This is a genomic window from Paenibacillus plantarum (genome assembly GCF_013141695.1).
Taxonomy (GTDB): domain Bacteria; phylum Bacillota; class Bacilli; order Paenibacillales; family NBRC-103111; genus Paenibacillus_E; species Paenibacillus_E plantarum.
In genome coordinates, this window is the sequence record NZ_WHNY01000022.1 from 1 (window position 1) to 16,015 (window position 16,015).

General features: G+C 47.0%; 17 protein-coding genes. All 17 read right to left on the reverse strand.

What is annotated here, in order from left to right; all coding sequences use genetic code 11:
* Nucleotides 1-323: 323 nt before the first annotated feature.
* Complete coding sequence (gene lysS / locus GC096_RS06750; protein ID WP_171629494.1) at nt 324-1,820, reverse strand: lysine--tRNA ligase; 1,497 nt, start codon at nt 1,818-1,820, stop codon at nt 324-326.
* Between the two features lie 87 nt (nt 1,821-1,907).
* Nucleotides 1,908-2,384 carry a transcription elongation factor GreA gene (gene greA, locus GC096_RS06755; protein ID WP_028557404.1) on the reverse strand — a complete coding sequence of 159 codons (477 nt, stop codon included), beginning with the start codon at nt 2,382-2,384 and terminating at the stop codon, nt 1,908-1,910.
* A 221-nt stretch (nt 2,385-2,605) separates the two neighbouring features.
* Nucleotides 2,606-3,622, reverse strand: coding sequence for a tRNA dihydrouridine synthase DusB (gene dusB / locus GC096_RS06760; protein ID WP_171629495.1), 1,017 nt, complete (start codon nt 3,620-3,622; stop codon nt 2,606-2,608).
* A 17-nt stretch (nt 3,623-3,639) separates the two neighbouring features.
* Nucleotides 3,640-3,852 carry a helix-turn-helix domain-containing protein gene (locus tag GC096_RS06765; protein ID WP_171629496.1) on the reverse strand — a complete coding sequence of 71 codons (213 nt, stop codon included), beginning with the start codon at nt 3,850-3,852 and terminating at the stop codon, nt 3,640-3,642.
* Nucleotides 3,834-4,346 carry a 2-amino-4-hydroxy-6-hydroxymethyldihydropteridine diphosphokinase gene (gene folK / locus GC096_RS06770; protein ID WP_171629497.1) on the reverse strand — a complete coding sequence of 171 codons (513 nt, stop codon included), beginning with the start codon at nt 4,344-4,346 and terminating at the stop codon, nt 3,834-3,836. Before folK ends, GC096_RS06765 begins: the two co-directional genes overlap by 19 nt.
* The gene (gene folB, locus GC096_RS06775; protein ID WP_171629498.1) at nt 4,343-4,711 is read right to left on the reverse strand and encodes a dihydroneopterin aldolase; all 369 of its coding nucleotides are present in this window, start codon (nt 4,709-4,711) and stop codon (nt 4,343-4,345) included. Before folB ends, folK begins: the two co-directional genes overlap by 4 nt.
* A 41-nt stretch (nt 4,712-4,752) precedes the next feature.
* Nucleotides 4,753-5,574, reverse strand: a complete 822-nt coding sequence (gene folP, locus GC096_RS06780) for a dihydropteroate synthase (protein ID WP_171629499.1) — start codon at nt 5,572-5,574, stop codon at nt 4,753-4,755.
* Between the two features lie 25 nt (nt 5,575-5,599).
* Nucleotides 5,600-6,463, reverse strand: a complete 864-nt coding sequence (gene pabC, locus GC096_RS06785; protein ID WP_171629500.1) for an aminodeoxychorismate lyase — start codon at nt 6,461-6,463, stop codon at nt 5,600-5,602.
* Nucleotides 6,464-6,470: 7 nt separating this feature from the next.
* Nucleotides 6,471-7,052 carry an aminodeoxychorismate/anthranilate synthase component II gene (gene pabA / locus GC096_RS06790; protein WP_171629501.1) on the reverse strand — a complete coding sequence of 194 codons (582 nt, stop codon included), beginning with the start codon at nt 7,050-7,052 and terminating at the stop codon, nt 6,471-6,473.
* Nucleotides 7,053-7,086: 34 nt separating this feature from the next.
* Nucleotides 7,087-8,616: an anthranilate synthase component I family protein gene (locus tag GC096_RS06795; protein ID WP_171629502.1), complete on the reverse strand. Its 1,530-nt coding sequence runs from the start codon at nt 8,614-8,616 to the stop codon at nt 7,087-7,089.
* Between the two features lie 117 nt (nt 8,617-8,733).
* Nucleotides 8,734-9,675: a cysteine synthase A gene (gene cysK / locus GC096_RS06800; RefSeq protein ID WP_171629503.1), complete on the reverse strand. Its 942-nt coding sequence runs from the start codon at nt 9,673-9,675 to the stop codon at nt 8,734-8,736.
* A gap of 112 nt (nt 9,676-9,787) precedes the next feature.
* The gene (locus tag GC096_RS06805) at nt 9,788-10,738 is read right to left on the reverse strand and encodes a peptidyl-prolyl cis-trans isomerase (RefSeq protein ID WP_171629504.1); all 951 of its coding nucleotides are present in this window, start codon (nt 10,736-10,738) and stop codon (nt 9,788-9,790) included.
* 65 nt (nt 10,739-10,803) lie between these two features.
* On the reverse strand, nt 10,804-11,679 hold the full coding sequence (gene hslO / locus GC096_RS06810) for an Hsp33 family molecular chaperone HslO (RefSeq protein ID WP_171629505.1): 876 nt from the start codon (nt 11,677-11,679) through the stop codon (nt 10,804-10,806).
* 23 nt (nt 11,680-11,702) lie between these two features.
* Nucleotides 11,703-12,467, reverse strand: coding sequence for a type III pantothenate kinase (locus tag GC096_RS06815; protein ID WP_171629506.1), 765 nt, complete (start codon nt 12,465-12,467; stop codon nt 11,703-11,705).
* Nucleotides 12,464-13,333 (reverse strand): carboxylating nicotinate-nucleotide diphosphorylase, encoded by an 870-nt coding sequence (nadC, locus tag GC096_RS06820; RefSeq protein ID WP_171629507.1) that lies wholly within the window; start codon nt 13,331-13,333, stop codon nt 12,464-12,466. Before nadC ends, GC096_RS06815 begins: the two co-directional genes overlap by 4 nt.
* Before the next feature lies 1 nt (nt 13,334).
* Complete coding sequence (gene nadB / locus GC096_RS06825) at nt 13,335-14,945, reverse strand: L-aspartate oxidase (RefSeq protein WP_171629508.1); 1,611 nt, start codon at nt 14,943-14,945, stop codon at nt 13,335-13,337.
* A 130-nt stretch (nt 14,946-15,075) separates the two neighbouring features.
* Nucleotides 15,076-16,014, reverse strand: coding sequence for a quinolinate synthase NadA (nadA, locus tag GC096_RS06830; RefSeq protein ID WP_056617922.1), 939 nt, complete (start codon nt 16,012-16,014; stop codon nt 15,076-15,078).
* Nucleotide 16,015: the final 1 nt, after the last annotated feature.

Sequence of the window (16,015 nt, forward strand, 5' to 3'; positions counted from 1 at the left end):
ATGACTTGCTCATTTGAAGCTAGCGAGATTTTGCAATCTCTTTTATAGTCGATTACTCGACTGTGCTTACTCACTCGTTGTTCAGTTTTCAAAGATCAATCACTCTTGTCCAACCCGCTCTCTTTCGAAAGCCGGAAGACCAATATACCACACTGAGTTTTTATTTGCAACTCTTAATTTCGAGTTGTTTTTTGTTGTGTTTCTTGTGTTTCTCGTGTTGTCCTCAGCGGCAACTTTTATAAGATACCACAGACCGCATACACTTTGCAAGTCCTAATTTCAAAAAAATTAGAGGCACCGAATGGCGCCTCTAATTGAACAAATTACTCGCCTTGGCGTTCACGCATCAACGGGAATAATAAGACATCACGGATCGATGGTGCATTCGTCAATAGCATAACCAAACGGTCAATACCTATACCTAAGCCACCCGTTGGCGGCATACCATACTCAAGTGCACGGATGAAATCTTCATCCATTTCATGCGCTTCATCATTGCCCAAATCTTTTTCGCGCAGCTGCGCCTCAAAACGTTCTCTTTGATCGATTGGATCATTAAGCTCTGTAAATGCATTCGCATGCTCACGAGCCACAATAAAGAGCTCAAAGCGATCCGTAAAGCGCGGATCCTCGGGGTTCTTTTTGGCAAGTGGAGAAATCTCTAATGGATGCCCATAGATGAACGTAGGCTGAATCAACGTCTCTTCTACAAACGTCTCGAAGAATTGGTTCACAATGTGACCAAATGTCATATGCGGCTCAACAGAAACCTTGTGCTCTTTGGCCAAACCATGCGCTTGCTCGTTCGTCATATGAACGCTGAAGTCTACACCTGTAACTTCTTTGATCGCATCGACCATGGAGACACGTCTCCAACCTACAGCTAAATCAACCTCATGGTCTCCATAAGGAATCGTCGTCTGACCAAGCACCTCTTGCGCGATATGAGCAACAAGCTCTTCTGTCAGCTTCATGATATCTTTGTAGTCGGCATAAGCCTCGTATAACTCAATCATCGTGAACTCTGGGTTATGACGCGTAGAGATCCCCTCATTGCGGTATACGCGGCCGATTTCGTACACTTTCTCCAGTCCGCCAACAATAAGACGCTTCAAATGAAGCTCGATAGCAATACGCATATGAAGCTGCATATCCAACGCATTGTGGTGCGTGTTAAAAGGACGTGCAGAAGCGCCACCCGCGATAGAATGCAGTGTTGGTGTCTCCACTTCCAAATAGCCCAAGGAATCTAAATAACGGCGCATGGATTGAATGATTTTGGAACGAAGAATAAACGTCTTCTGGACATCTTGATTCATAATCAAGTCCACATAACGCTGACGATAGCGAAGCTCAACATCACTTAGGCCATGGAATTTATCCGGCAATGGAAGCAAAGATTTCGTCAACACCTCAAGTGATTTCACTTTAATAGAGGTTTCGCCTGTTTTCGTTTTGAAAACAACACCTTCCACCCCTACCATATCGCCTAAATCGAGAATATCAAAAGCTTTATAAATATTCGCTTCCAGTGCATCTTCACGCACGTAGATTTGAATTTTCCCTGTGATGTCTTGCAGATGTGCGAAGCTAGCTTTACCCATACTTCTCTTCTGCATAATACGCCCTGCAATACGAACCTCAACGTTCGCTTCATCTATATCCTCTTTGCTCATCTCTTGATAAGCCGAAAGAATATCCCCTGCTGTATGCGTTCTTACAAACTTGCCGCCGAAAGGATCGACGCCAAGACCGCGAAGCTCGTCCAATTTGTTGCGCCTAATAACGAGCAATTCATTTAATTCAAGTTCCTGACTCATGCTTTTCATCTCCTACGAATTAGTTTAGGGCTGTGAACGGAAAAAAGCTTCCTGACGGAAGCTTTCCAAAAGGCTTGCGGCTGCACGCTACTTTTTAATATCAATAATTTGATACTGAATGACGCCAGCAGGAACTACAACATCAACGTTGGTGCCCTTTTGCTTGCCTAGAATAGCTCTACCCACAGGGCTTTCATTCGAAATCTTATTCTGCAACGGATCGGATTCAGCCGAACCTACAATGTTGTATTCTACCAAGTCGCCGAATTCCAAGTCTTTCAGTGTGACAATCGATCCTACACTAACCGTGTTAATATCGACCTCATCGTTATTAATAATCCGCGCGTTGCGCAGCATTTTTTCTAGAGTAATGATTCTTCCTTCAATAAAAGCTTGCTCATTCTTCGCATCTTCGTACTCGGAGTTCTCACTAATATCGCCATAACCGATGGCGACCTTAATTCTTTCCGCAACTTCACGGCGTTTCACGGATTTCAGATGCTCAAGCTCATCCTCTAATTTCCGTAGCCCTACTGGTGTAAGAATGACCTCTTTTTCAGCCATTGCCAACTGATCTCCCGTCATGTGAAAGATTTTCATATCGTTGAATCGATGCTTCCTGCTAGGAGTTGGGTCTTTATAGAGCTGATTCAAGTAGTATGAATTCACGTTTCATAATAAGTTGCTTACTCGTTAGTCTTTCAATATATGCAGGAACACATTAATATTGACTGATTATATTGCAACGGTTTCAAAATGTCAATGTCAACCATCACTGCTTCTTTTTAATGCAGCACAGCTGATTCTTCGGCTATCCCAGACACGGAACTCGTTGCAAGATGTTCAACATATGCGTCCAATGTACGAACCATTTCATCCCGCTTCTCTGTCTCCATGATGATATCTTTCACACGAGCTGCTCCTGTCATACCTTTGAGGTACCAAGCCATGTGTTTGCGCATTTCCCTCACGGCAACATGCTCACCTTTGAGGGCAATTAATCGATCCATATGCAGAATCGCGATGCGGATTTTCTCTTCTGCCGACGGTTCCGGCGGTAGTTCACCATTAGCCAGGTATTGCACGGTACGATACAACATCCAAGGGTTGCCTAGTGCACCACGTCCAATCATTACACCATCTACACCCGTTTGATCCAGCATGCGCTTGGCATCCTCCGGTGTGACGACATCACCGTTACCGATAACCGGAATCGAAAGAGCTTGCTTCACCTCACGGATGATATCCCAATCAGCTTTGCCCGTGTACAACTGCTCACGCGTACGCCCATGAACACTAACGGCGCTGCCGCCGCCTCTTTCGACAGCTTTCGCATTTTCGACAGCATAAATATGTTCCGAATCCCAGCCAATACGCATCTTCACCGTAACAGGTTTACTTACAGCAGCAACGACCGTCGCGATCATGGCTTCGATCTTATCCGGTTGGAGCAACCATCTAGCGCCCGCATCACATTTCGTGATTTTGGGAACAGGGCACCCCATGTTGATATCAATAATATCGGCATTCGTATGTTGGTCAACAATTCTAGCCGCTTGAACTAACGTCTCCGTGTCGCCTCCAAAAATCTGAAGACTCAATGGCTTTTCACGATCATCGACATACAACATTTCCATCGAACGTGCATTACCGTGAACGATCGCTTTATCACTAACCATTTCCGCACAGACTAAGCCTGTACCAAACTCTTTGGCGATTAATCGAAACGCTGGATTACATACGCCCGCCATTGGGGCTAATACAACTCTATTGGGAGCTTCGACATTTCCTATTTTCAGCACCGAAGATTCCACTCCTCTCATTTCACAACTACTGCGACTAATTCCTCGGGTTCAATATTAAGAACTTGCGAGATATTTTGAATCATTTTATTGTCTGGCTTGCGTGTTCCACGTTCAATCGCCCCTAGAATGGCAATGGATACGCCTAACAAATCGGCCAACTCACTCTGCGTATAGCCTTTTAATTTACGAAAAGCGCGTATGCGCTGTGCTATTGAGCTTTTTTCCATAGGATGACGCCTTCCTTTCCTTCCAGTTTCTCCAAGTGTGCAGAGATAGATTCAAATAGAGCGTCCTGCCGCGCGTAGAGAACCTCAGAGAGGGGCACTAATACAAAAGCCCGCTCATGCATCCGCGGATGCGGAATGATCAAGTCGGGGGTCGTAAGCTGGTGGTCACCATACAAGAGCAGATCCAAATCAATTGTTCGGGGTCCCCAACGTAAGTCACGTGTCCGACCCAAACGGTTCTCAATGGCTAGCAAGGTAACTAATAACGCTTCAGGCGATAAGTCCGTATGAATTTGAATAACCATATTTAGAAAAGCAGATTGATCCACATAGCCCACAGGCTCGGTTTCATAGATGCTGGACTGCCCCGTCACCGTTATCCCCGATTCCTCATTCAGCGCTGCGATAGCACCCTGCAAATAATGTTCACGCTTATCAATATTGGAGCCTAATGCGACGTAAGCAATCGTGCGTTCTCGATCTTCGGCTGTCATTCCAATGCCCGCTTTCGGTTAATCTCTATGGTAACACCGTCAAAAATAACGGCGAAGGGCGGATGCGGCTTAATGACGCGAACCGTCACTTCATTGATACTAGTATAAGTATGCAGGAGCTCGGATGCAATATTTTCTGCTAATGCCTCGATTAATTTGTACGTACGCCCTTCCACGATCTCTTTGATCAGGAAAAAAGCTTCGCCATAATGGACCGTTTCCGTCAAGTCATCGGTATTTCCAGCTTTATCTAAAGGGAGCATCAACTCTACATCGACGTAGAAGCGTTGGCCCAACGTGTTTTCTTCAGGAAACACACCATGATTACCAAAAAATTGCATGCGGGTAAGTATGATTTTGTCCATAGGGGAGGCCTCCAGGGTTCGAATAACGATATATATATAACTTAAAGTTTGCTGCGCAACATGGCATCCGTCATAACCGCTAACCGTTTGATGGCTTGAATATCGTGGACTCTAACGATTCCACACCCTTGCGCGATGCCAAGTACAACAGTTGCTGCCGTTCCTTCGAGTCGCTCCTCGGGAGGCAGCCCTAGGGTGAGTCCGATGACGCTTTTGCGCGATGTGCCTAAAAGAACTGGATATCCCATATCCGCGATCGGACGCAGGTTGTTCATTAGATAGAGATTTTGCTCGTAGGACTTCGCAAATCCAATGCCGGGATCAAGAATGATATGCTCTGGTTTAATGCCCGCTTGAATCGCCTGATCTGTATATTGACGTAGATCTGCGATCACTTCTGGGAGAAATTCGACATATTCCGAGCTTATCCGATTATGAGTGATGATAAATGGACAATCATATTGCGCGACCACAGCTGCCATGTCGGCATCCGCTTGACCACCCCAAACATCATTAATGATATGGGCTCCTGACTCAAGCGCTTGTCTGGCTACTTCCGCTTTGTAGGTATCAATCGAAATAGGGATGCTAATTTCACGGCGAATCGCCTCAACGACAGGGATTACACGTTGAAGTTCCTCATCTACTGTGACAATCGCAGCTCCTGGTCGCGTGGATTCTCCCCCAATATCGATGATATCTACGCCTTCTGCCACCATTTGGCGGGCTTTGCGAATCGCATCTTCGACTTGTGTATAGCTGCCGCCATCCGAAAAGGAATCCGGCGTTACGTTTAATATGCCCATAATGATCGTTCGATCACCGATGGGCAGTTCGTGTCCTCTACAGGATAACACATTCATTTAAGGATTCACTTCCTGTTCGTTACTATGACATTGCGTAGCGTTGAATAAGTTGGCGAGTTATAGGACCCGGAAATCCAGTGCCTACCGTGTAGGCTTGTCCACTCGGTGTATACAAAGTGGTGACAGGAACGATTTCTTGAATCGAATTCACGAGAAACACTTCTTCTGCTTCTACGAGATCTTCCCACCGGTACAAACCATCCTGTGTAGGAAGTTGAAGCTGCTGTGCAAGATCGAGCACATGCGCTCTTGTAATGCCCGGCAAGATACCCGTATCGAGCGATGGGGTGTAGAGGGTGTCATTTTTGACGAAAATGAGATTGCTGACAATCCCTTCCGCCACATAGCCATCTTCCGAAAGCATAAGCCCCTCCGCCCCTGTAGCCCATGCATATTGCCCTAGCTCTCTTCGAGCCAAAATGTTGTTCATATAATGAAAGGACTTAAACCGATACATACCCTCTGGTGTATTACGTGGCAGCTTGAGTAGTTGCAGCGCTTTGCCATGAAGGTAGGTTTTTTCATCCCTAGGAGGTAATGGCTTGATGTAGATGATTTCTGATGGCTTCGCATAGTCGCCGGAAGGAAGACCTAATGCCTCAACGCCGGCTGAGACGGTATAGCGAATATATGCTTCTTCGAGATGATTAGCTTGGAGCAACTCTTCGATGAGGCTTGTCAGCTTCTCTAGGTTAGGCTCGTAAACGATGCCAAGCTCCTGACACCCGTCCGTTAAACGACGAATATGTTCAGCTAGCAGGAACGGTTTGCGGTTGTAGGTTCGAAATGTCTCGAACAAACCGATCCCGTAAAGAAAACCGTGATCGTATACAGAGACCACGGCTTGTGTTTCTTCGGTTAAGATACCATTGATGGAGATGATCATACGTTAGTTAAACCCCTGACTTCGCTGTGCGGCGAAGAAAATTACGCAGCATTTGATGTCCATGCTGGGTGATGATCGATTCTGGGTGGAATTGCACCCCTTCGATCGGATACTCTTTATGACGCAAAGCCATGATTTCACCTTCAGCTGTTTGTGCGCTGATTTCTAGGCAATCGGGTAAGGTTTCTCTTTTGACAATCAAAGAATGATAACGTGTCGCGATGAAAGGTGACGGAAGTCCTTCGAATAAGGTTTTCCCGTCGTGGAAAATCTCCGATGTTTTACCGTGCATCAAGCGCTCTGCGCGAATCACATCGCCGCCAAAAGCTTGGCCAATGGATTGATGTCCGAGGCAAACGCCGAAAATCGGGATGATCCCTTTAAAATGGTCAATCAGTGATAAGCTAATTCCAGCTTCATTCGGCGTGCAAGGACCTGGAGATATTAAGATATGGTCCGGCACCAACGCCTCGACCCCTGCCAAATCAATTTCGTCATTACGACGAACGATGACTTCCTCGCCAATCTCTCCCAAATACTGAACAAGGTTGTACGTAAACGAATCATAATTATCAATCACTAAAATCATTCTAAGCTCCCCTTTCGTCTCAGCCCACTCGGGCTTAAGCTCGGCTCATGCTCCGCTCGCTATACTCAATTGCTTTCCACATCGCTTTGGCTTTGTTCAAGGATTCGATGTATTCGCGCTCTGGAATGGAATCTATAACGATCCCCGCTCCTGCTTGAATATGCCCCATCCCGTCAACCGCTACTAACGTGCGTATAATAATATTAAATTCCATATTGCCATTATAGTCAATCCATCCCATTGAACCTGTGTAAGGACCACGACGTACTGGCTCTAGCTCTTCAATGATTTCCATGCAGCGAATCTTCGGTGCGCCTGTAATGGTACCACCCGGAAAGGTTGCCGCAATGACATCATAGGCGTCCTTCCCCTCTGCCAATTCGCTGACAACTTCGGAGACGATGTGCATCACATGGGAATAGTATTCAATGACCATGAAGTCTTTCACATGGACGGAACCATATCGCGAGATACGGCCCATGTCGTTGCGCTCGAGATCGACCAGCATGACGTGCTCGGCACGCTCTTTGTCGTTGTGGATGAGCTCGCCGGCTAGGCGCAGGTCATCCTGTTCGTCCTTGCCGCGCGGGCGCGTGCCAGCGATCGGACGCGTCCGCAGGACGCCGTCCTCAAGCTGCACGAGCAGCTCCGGCGAGCCGGAGACAAGGGCGAAGCCTGCGAATCGCAGCAAGCCCATGTAAGGCGAAGGATTTACGACGCGCAGCGCCTCGTAAATCTCCTCCGGCGTCGTGCGCAGCTGCCGGCTCTGTCTGACCGACAAGTTGACTTGGAACACGTCACCTTGGGAGATGTAGGTTTGGATGCGCTCCACCGCAGCCATGAACTCGGCTTTGTCGAAGGCAGGCTGGATGCCTGCGATGCTTTCGACGTCGATGTGCAGCTGCTCGCGCGCCATCGTCGGTTGGTCGGCACCGCTCAGCGGTGTGCCGGACCAGTTGCCGGCGCGGATCGCGTGCCAGCGGACGAGCATGGCTTCGGCGCGAGCGTGCGCCTGCGCGTAGAGCTCGCTGAGGTCTGTGGTTGTTGTGCATGGCATGTGCACAGCGATGTACAGGCTCTTCTCCGTGTGATCCAACGTCCACACCTGATCATACATGGCGAAGCAGTAATCAGGGATCGGCAGATCATCCTGAGCTTGCTCTGGCAGTTTCTCAATGGTGCGAATCACATCGTAGCTCCAATAGCCTACGCACCCACCGACAAATTTGGGCGCACCTTCGACTTTCGGACTACGATAAGATGACATCCACTGCTTGACAATGTCGAGCGGCTTCCCCTGCAGATGTGATATCGCCGAGGTCGTGTGACCTTTGATTTCTGCTTCCAAACCTGTGCCCCGCACAGTCGAAAAGGGATGCAGCCCAAAGTGCGTATAACGTCCGCCTTTTCCACTTTCAAGCACGAAAGAATCGGGTGAAGCTTCTTTCCATGCGTCTTCCCACGAGGCAATCCGATCATCGGCTAAGCCTAATTTGATTACATACGGCAGCATGTTGTAGCTAGAAGACCACTCCTGCCATTGTTCCACTGTAGTTAAAATCATACTTGTGCTCCTTAAAATCCGTTAATTCGTTGTCCATTAGTATACTCCAACCCTATACAGAAAAAAAGCCCCAGCTGTAATAGCTGAAGGCTCGATCTCTTTGCATGTGACCCAATCTTATTGCTCTTCGAATTGGTACAAAGGCGTGGAAAGGTAACGCTCACCGTTACTTGGAACGACAGCAACAACACGTTTGCCTGCGCCTAACTCTTTAGCAACCTTCAATGCTGCGAAAATCGCTGCACCGGAGGAAATTCCGCCAAGAATACCTTCTTCTTTGGCAACACGGCGTGAAGTTTCGAACGCATCTTCGTTCTCAACAGCAATAATTTCATCGTACACATTCGTGTTCAAAATATCTGGAACAAAACCTGCGCCGATACCTTGAATTTTATGAGGACCTGGCTTACCGCCGGAAAGAACTGGGGATGCCGCAGGTTCAATTGCGTAAATTTTGATGTTCGGGAAGTTTTCTTTCAAAACGCCACCTGCACCTGTGATTGTACCACCTGTACCGATACCGGAAATGAAAGCATCCAGTTTCCCATCATGTGCGTTGATCGCTTCCACGATTTCAGGTCCTGTCGTTTCACGGTGAACCTTCACATTCGCTTGGTTCTTAAATTGTTGTGGAATGAAGTAGGTAGGATTCTCTGCTTGAAGTTCTTCCGCACGTTTAATTGCACCCTTCATGCCTTCTGCTCCAGGAGTTAGAACGAGCTGTGCACCGTAAGCGCGAAGCAGGTTACGTCTCTCCAATGACATTGTTTCTGGCATAACTAGGATAGCTTTATATCCTTTAGCTGCTGCCACCATGGCAATCCCGATTCCTGTGTTACCACTCGTTGGTTCTACAATTGTGTCACCTGGTTTCAATTTGCCTTCTTGCTCGGCAACTTCGATCATGGAGATGGCAATACGGTCTTTTACGCTAGCACCTGGATTTTGGTACTCTAGTTTCACATAAACCTCTGCACTGCCTTCTGGAACAACACGGTTCAAACGAACTAGTGGTGTATCTCCAATCAAATCCGTAATGCTCTGTACTAATCTTGCCATAATATTTCCCCTCCAGATTAAGTTTGCATGATTTCCGAGTTAATTAGTCGGTATTAATTATATTAATCTTAACAATGCACTTACAGGTTGTCAACCCATTTCTCACAATCCCTTATCGGAGTGTTGGATCCAACACACTTACCTTCCATTTACCTCGTAGCTGCGCGACAAACTCTTTCAACGGAGGTGCTTGTTGCAACGCGAGCTCCCTGCGTACACTCTCCCGAATGAACACCAGATCCGGATTCTTTTTGTCCCGCCTACTCTTAAGTAATACGACGGCAAATCCTTGTAAAACAGGGATGGGCTTGCTAACTTCGCCAACCTTCAACAGTTTCGCTGCCTCTAGGATCGGAGCCTCCACAAAAGGATCATCCCCTTCAATCCAACCCAAATCACCACCCGTATTATTGGTGGCATCATCAATGGATCGATCTCTGGCAAGAATCCCCAAATTCCCGCCTTTGGCTAGTTCCGCAATGACTTTGGTCGCTTGTTCCTTCGTGGATACAATGATCTGCTGAATGTTGTATTCTGTTTCTTGTTCAAACTCATCTGCATGGGTCTTTATGTATGTATCAACCTGAGTATCAGTGATGTGAATGGATGCCGTTGCTAGCTTCTCAAGTAACAACTTATTCGATACATCCTCTTGGATTTCCTGCTCAGACATCCCCAATTGACTTTGCATGGAGTCATAAAATTGCTGTTCACTTTCGTACCCTTGCTGCATCCTTTTCAGCTCACGATTGATTTCCGCACTCTCTACCTGAATCCCCGACTCATTTCCCTCTAGGCGAATTACTTCACGATCCAGCATTTGACTTAGCTGCTCTGGGCCATAGTGGCGTGCTAGCGCTAATTCGAGCTCATCCATGGTAATTTCACGATTTCCAATTTTGGCGATAACTCGTGTATGCTTCTTCTCACCCTGCTGTTCTGGCTCCGGTGATTGTCTTGGCTCTGATTGGTTGATGGCATGACTGATCAGCAAGGACGCGAGCACGAGAATACATATCGCCATCGCGATGATGACTCCCCACAATCGCTTTACATTGCGCATCCTATTTCCCTCTTTTACTTCCATATTGCTGCTTGCACCTGTATTCACTAGCTAAATCAAGCAGATTACCATGCTTGCATATCAATCATCCGTTGTAAATCTTCCCCTTCATACCGGTAAGCTTCATTACAGAAATGACAAACGACTTCGGCAACTCCCTCTTCTTCCAGCATTTCTTGAAGTTCTTTTTTGCCCAGCGAAATCAGTGTAGACTCCACTTTCTCCCGACTGCATTTGCAGCGGAACATGACGTCCATCTCGTCAAGCTTACGGAAAGAAGGGAGTACGGTTTGTAAAATTTCTTCTAAATTCAATCCTCCGCCTAACATGTTCGTGAATGTCGGGATTTGGCCCAACATCGCTTCGATCTCGTCAATTTCACTATTCGTTAAACCTGGAAGCAACTGAATCACAAATCCCCCAGAAGCAAGGATCGTATGGTCCGTATTCACCAAAACGCCAAGCGCGACAGCCGAAGGTGTTTGTTCTGACTTAGCAAAATAATACGTGAAATCCTCTGCCAATTCGCCTGAAATTAAAGGAACGCTTCCTTTATAAGGCTCTTTCATGCCTAGATCTTTCGTTATGTATAAAAAACCGTCTGTGCCCACGGCAGCAGCAACATCTAATTTGCCGTTCTCTTTGAGTGGCGGGTCTACCAAAGGGTTATCTACGTATCCACGCACTTCACCCTTCGCATTCGCATCAACTACGATTTGCCCGATCGGTCCATCTCCTTTGACTTGCACAATGAGATGTTCCTCTCCCTTGAGCATTGCAGCTATAAGAAGCGCCGCCGCGGCTGTTCTTCCTAGGGCAGCTGTCGCTGTTGGTGTCGTTTGATGCCTTTGACTTAGCTCTTCCGTTAGAAGAGTCGTCTGAACAGCGAACGCACGCACGCGTCCATCTAACGCTGTTCCTCGAATTAAATAATCAGTCATGTCTGTGTCCTTCCTTAAACAACTTAAACGTTTTTCTCATAAATCATTTGCAAACCTTGTAAGGTAAGCAATGGGTTGACGACTTGAATCGTCCGAGACTCACTGGAAATAAGCTCTGCCAAACCACCCGTCGCGATAACTGTTGGATTTACATTAAACTCTTGAATGACACGTTCGACGATCCCATCAACCTGGCCAACATACCCATAAATAATTCCCGCCTGCATCGCAGCAACGGTATTCCGACCCACAACACTTTTGGGCTTAACCAGCTCAATGCGGGGCAACTTCGCCGCTTTCTGATATAACGCTTCAGTGGAGATTCCAATGCCTGGCGCAATGGCGCATCCCACTAGTTGCCCTGAGGAATCAATGTAATCGTACGTTGTAGCTGTCCCGAAATCGACGATAATACACGGAGCTCCATATAGCTCCAACGCCGCTACCGCATTCACGATGCGATCAGCGCCAACTTCCTTCGGATTGTCTACACGTACATTCAATCCTGTTTTGATCCCTGGTCCTACGATAAACGGCGCCCTTTTCAAGTAGTGTAAGCAGAGGTTTTCCATCGCATTCATCAACGGGGGCACGACAGATGAAATAATGACACCCTCTACTTGCGCAAAGGAAATACCCGAGTGTTGGAACAAACTGTGCAACTGCATGCCGTACTCATCAACAGTAGCCGACCGATTCGTGCTTACCCGCCAATGATGCAAGAGCGTACGTTCTTGGTAGAGGCCGAGCACAATGTTGGTATTCCCGACATCGATAACGAGAATCATAGTGCCGTCTCCTTCCGCTCATTCAGATCTAATGAAATATCGAGCGCTGCTACCGAGTACGTCAGTCGTCCAACAGAAATCACGTCTACACCCGTTTCTGCCATTGCTTTAATCGTTTGCGGGGTGACCGAACCAGACCCTTCTACTACAATATGCGGCGCTTTGCTTTTAATTATCGAAACTGCTTCTTTCATTTGAACTGGAGCCATATTGTCCAACATGATGATATCCGCATGGGCTTGAAGCGCTTCATGAAGCTGCTCGAAATTCTCAACTTCCACCTCGATCTTCATCGTGTGGGGAATATTCTGACGGGCTGCTTGAATAGCTTGGGTAATACCACCAGAGCCTTTGATATGATTATCTTTGATCATAACCGCATCATAGAGTCCGAAACGATGATTATAACCACCACCAACGCGTACTGCATATTTCTCAAGCAATCTGTGTCCAGGCGTTGTTTTGCGTGTGTCAACCAGTCTGGTAGGCAAACCTTCTAAAGCAACCACAAATTCATGTGTCTTCGTGGCGATCCCCGACAATCGTTGCATCAAATTCAGACTTAACCGCTCGCCCAATAAGATGCTTCGTGTATTGCCTTCCACTTCAGCTAGTATGGTCCCTTTATTAACAGACGATCCTTCGACCACTTTTGTTTCAAAACGAAGTGAAGCATCGATCACAGCAAAAACCTCCTGTGCGATGCGAAGCCCACAAACGATTCCATCTTCTTTGACGTGGATAATCCCTTTGGATACTTGTTCCAAAGGGATTGTTGTCAGAGTCGTGACATCGCCAGTGCCGATATCTTCTTCAAGCCAAAGGCGAATTTGCTTCCGAACTAATTCCATATTTATTTCTAACATACTAGATCCACTCCTCAATCCTATCTTCCCCGCGTTGGAAAACGATATGCTTCCTCCATACCAAGTCATCCCGATCTGGGAAATCTTCTCGATAATGACCGCCCCGACTTTCCTCACGGGTTAATGCTGCTGTTGTTGTTAAAAGGGCTACGTTAAGCAAATTAGCAAACTCATATTCTTCGCGTTTGGTCATCAACGAATCAAATATCGACAATTGTCTCGCCAATTCCTCATAACCCTTCTGCAAACCTTTGGCAGACCGTTTGAGACCTGCGTAGCGGAGCATGACTTTCTGAAGCTTTAACTTTTTCTCTACAACGGCTTGATTCGCGATCTCCGTCCGAGGGGCTTCGGAAGCCGAACGAATCTGGATATCCCCTTGTAAGGCAGGCAACTCTTGGATACGTTCAATAATTCGACGTCCGAATACAATGGCTTCCGATAACGAGTTGCTCGCTAAACGGTTTGCACCATGTACGCCTGTAGACGAAACTTCACCACATGCGAATAGGCGACGAACTTTGGTTTCTCCGTATAGATCCGTTTTTACGCCACCCATCATATAATGCGCTGCTGGGGCAACCGGGATCCAATCGGTACTCATATCAAGTCCATAATTCAGGCAATATTCATATATCGTTGGAAAACGATGTTTAATCAATTCTTCGGATTCGTGTGTAATGTCAATGTAGACAAAAGTTGATTTACAGTTCTCCATCTCATCAACAATGGCACGTGCAACAACATCCCTTGGCGCTAGCTCCAATTGTGGATGGTAGCGCTCCATGAAGCGCTCTCCCTTGATGTTGCGCAAATAGGCGCCTTCTCCCCGCACCGCTTCGGAGATCAGAAACCGCGGTGCGCCTGGGTAGCATAGCGCCGTTGGGTGGAATTGAATGAACTCCACATCCTGAATCTGTGCGCCCGCACGGTGGGCAATCGCAATCCCATCACCTGTAGCGATGTCCGGATTCGTTGTGTAACGGAAAAGCTGTCCCGCGCCACCGGAGCAAAGGATCGTGGCATTGCCACGCACAAACACACGCTGTCCGTTTGGTTTCTGTACGAGCGCACCGTAACATTCGCCGTCTTGGGTAATCAGGTCGATCACAAAGTGGTCGTCCCAGATTTCAATATTCGGATCTTGCTTCGTACGCTCCGAAAGAGCTCTGACAATTTCCGCGCCAGTTGCATCGCCATTGGAGTGCAAAATTCGACGCTGACTATGCGCTCCTTCCTTCGTCAAAGCAAATTCCCCGTTCTCTAGATCGAACTGGGTTCCCATTCGAATCAAATCTTGAACGCCTTCTGGCCCTTCATGCACAAGAACATCAACAGCTTCTGTTGAACAGAGTCCGGCACCAGCAATCACAGTGTCCTGACGGTGGTATTCCGGTGAATCTTCATCTGAGATTACAGCAGCAATCCCGCCTTGCGCATAGCGTGTGTTGCTATCCAAGAGAGATTTCTTCGTTATCATGAGCACTTTCTTAGTCTCGCTGGCACGGAGCGCCGCGAATAACCCTGCTATACCTGCGCCAATAACAATTACATCCGTATGTATATGAGGAATAGAATCTAAATCAACATCTACGAGATATCTAGGAATCATGACGTTTCACCTGTTCTCCACCATTAATACCTCGAAAAGCAACGTTAGTTCGTCCACAATTCGCCTATTGGATCGATACTAGCCTTGCTTTACGAGGGCACCTATTCACCGTACAAGAGAGCAGCGCATGCTACTTAACTTGTAACATGCGCTCTAAGGACAATCTTGCTTTATCAGCTACGTCTTCCGGTACATAAATCTCTGGTTGCATCGTCTCAAGACACTTCACGATTTTCTTCAAATTGTTCACTTTCATATTAGGGCAAACTAAGTACTTCGTAGCAAAATGAAACTTCTTATTCGGGCTATCTAGACGCAACTGATAACCGGTTCCATCTTCCGTCCCTACGATAAACTCTTGGCAGTCGGACTCTTTGCAGTATTTAATAATCGCCGTCGTGCTGCCTACGAAGTCCCCAAGCTTCACTACTTCTGGACGACACTCAGGATGAACAACGAATTGTGCATTCGGATATTGCGCTCTCATTTCTTCTACATCTTTAACAGTCAGCATATCATGCGTGTTGCAATAGCCTTCCCAGATGATCACTTTTTTGCTTGTGAATTTTGATACATAGTCACCCAAATTTTTATCCGGTACCCAGATGATCTCATCTGAATCGACGGAATTGATGACATTGATCGCATTCGCAGAAGTACAACAAATATCAGTTTCGGACTTCACATCAGCCGAAGTATTAATATAAGCAACGACTTTGGCATTCGGATGCTGGCGTTTAAGGGCACGTAGACCTTCAACATTCACCATATCTGCCATCGGGCAACCAGCCCGTTCGTCTGGAATAATTACGGTTTTGTTAGGCGCAAGAATTTTCGCGCTTTCCCCCATGAAATGAACACCACAGAATACGATGACATCCGCATCGGTTTGTGCCGCCTTCTGAGCAAGCAAAAAGGAATCTCCTCGAAAATCCGCTACCTCTTGAACTTCGTCACGCTGGTAATAATGAGCAAGAATAATGGCATTCCGTTCTTTCTTCAATTGCAGCAGTCGTTCTTTGAGCTCGCGGTTTTGTTCCGCTTTGCGCTCTAATGCTAAGGCTTCCATG

Coding starts and splice junctions, on each gene's coding strand:
- folP (WP_171629499.1), bottom strand. CDS start 5,574: ATGAATGTGTTATCCTGTAGAGGACACGAACTGCCCATCGGTGATCGA.
- pabC (WP_171629500.1), bottom strand. CDS start 6,463: ATGATCATCTCCATCAATGGTATCTTAACCGAAGAAACACAAGCCGTG.
- cysK (WP_171629503.1), bottom strand. CDS start 9,675: ATGGCAAGATTAGTACAGAGCATTACGGATTTGATTGGAGATACACCA.
- nadA (WP_056617922.1), bottom strand. CDS start 16,014: ATGGAAGCCTTAGCATTAGAGCGCAAAGCGGAACAAAACCGCGAGCTC.
- folB (WP_171629498.1), bottom strand. CDS start 4,711: ATGGACAAAATCATACTTACCCGCATGCAATTTTTTGGTAATCATGGT.
- GC096_RS06805 (WP_171629504.1), bottom strand. CDS start 10,738: ATGCGCAATGTAAAGCGATTGTGGGGAGTCATCATCGCGATGGCGATA.
- lysS (WP_171629494.1), bottom strand. CDS start 1,820: ATGAGTCAGGAACTTGAATTAAATGAATTGCTCGTTATTAGGCGCAAC.
- nadC (WP_171629507.1), bottom strand. CDS start 13,333: ATGTTAGAAATAAATATGGAATTAGTTCGGAAGCAAATTCGCCTTTGG.
- pabA (WP_171629501.1), bottom strand. CDS start 7,052: ATGATTTTAGTGATTGATAATTATGATTCGTTTACGTACAACCTTGTT.
- GC096_RS06765 (WP_171629496.1), bottom strand. CDS start 3,852: ATGGAAAAAAGCTCAATAGCACAGCGCATACGCGCTTTTCGTAAATTA.
- GC096_RS06815 (WP_171629506.1), bottom strand. CDS start 12,467: ATGATTCTCGTTATCGATGTCGGGAATACCAACATTGTGCTCGGCCTC.
- greA (WP_028557404.1), bottom strand. CDS start 2,384: ATGGCTGAAAAAGAGGTCATTCTTACACCAGTAGGGCTACGGAAATTA.
- GC096_RS06795 (WP_171629502.1), bottom strand. CDS start 8,616: ATGATTTTAACTACAGTGGAACAATGGCAGGAGTGGTCTTCTAGCTAC.
- nadB (WP_171629508.1), bottom strand. CDS start 14,945: ATGATTCCTAGATATCTCGTAGATGTTGATTTAGATTCTATTCCTCAT.
- hslO (WP_171629505.1), bottom strand. CDS start 11,679: ATGACTGATTATTTAATTCGAGGAACAGCGTTAGATGGACGCGTGCGT.
- folK (WP_171629497.1), bottom strand. CDS start 4,346: ATGACAGCCGAAGATCGAGAACGCACGATTGCTTACGTCGCATTAGGC.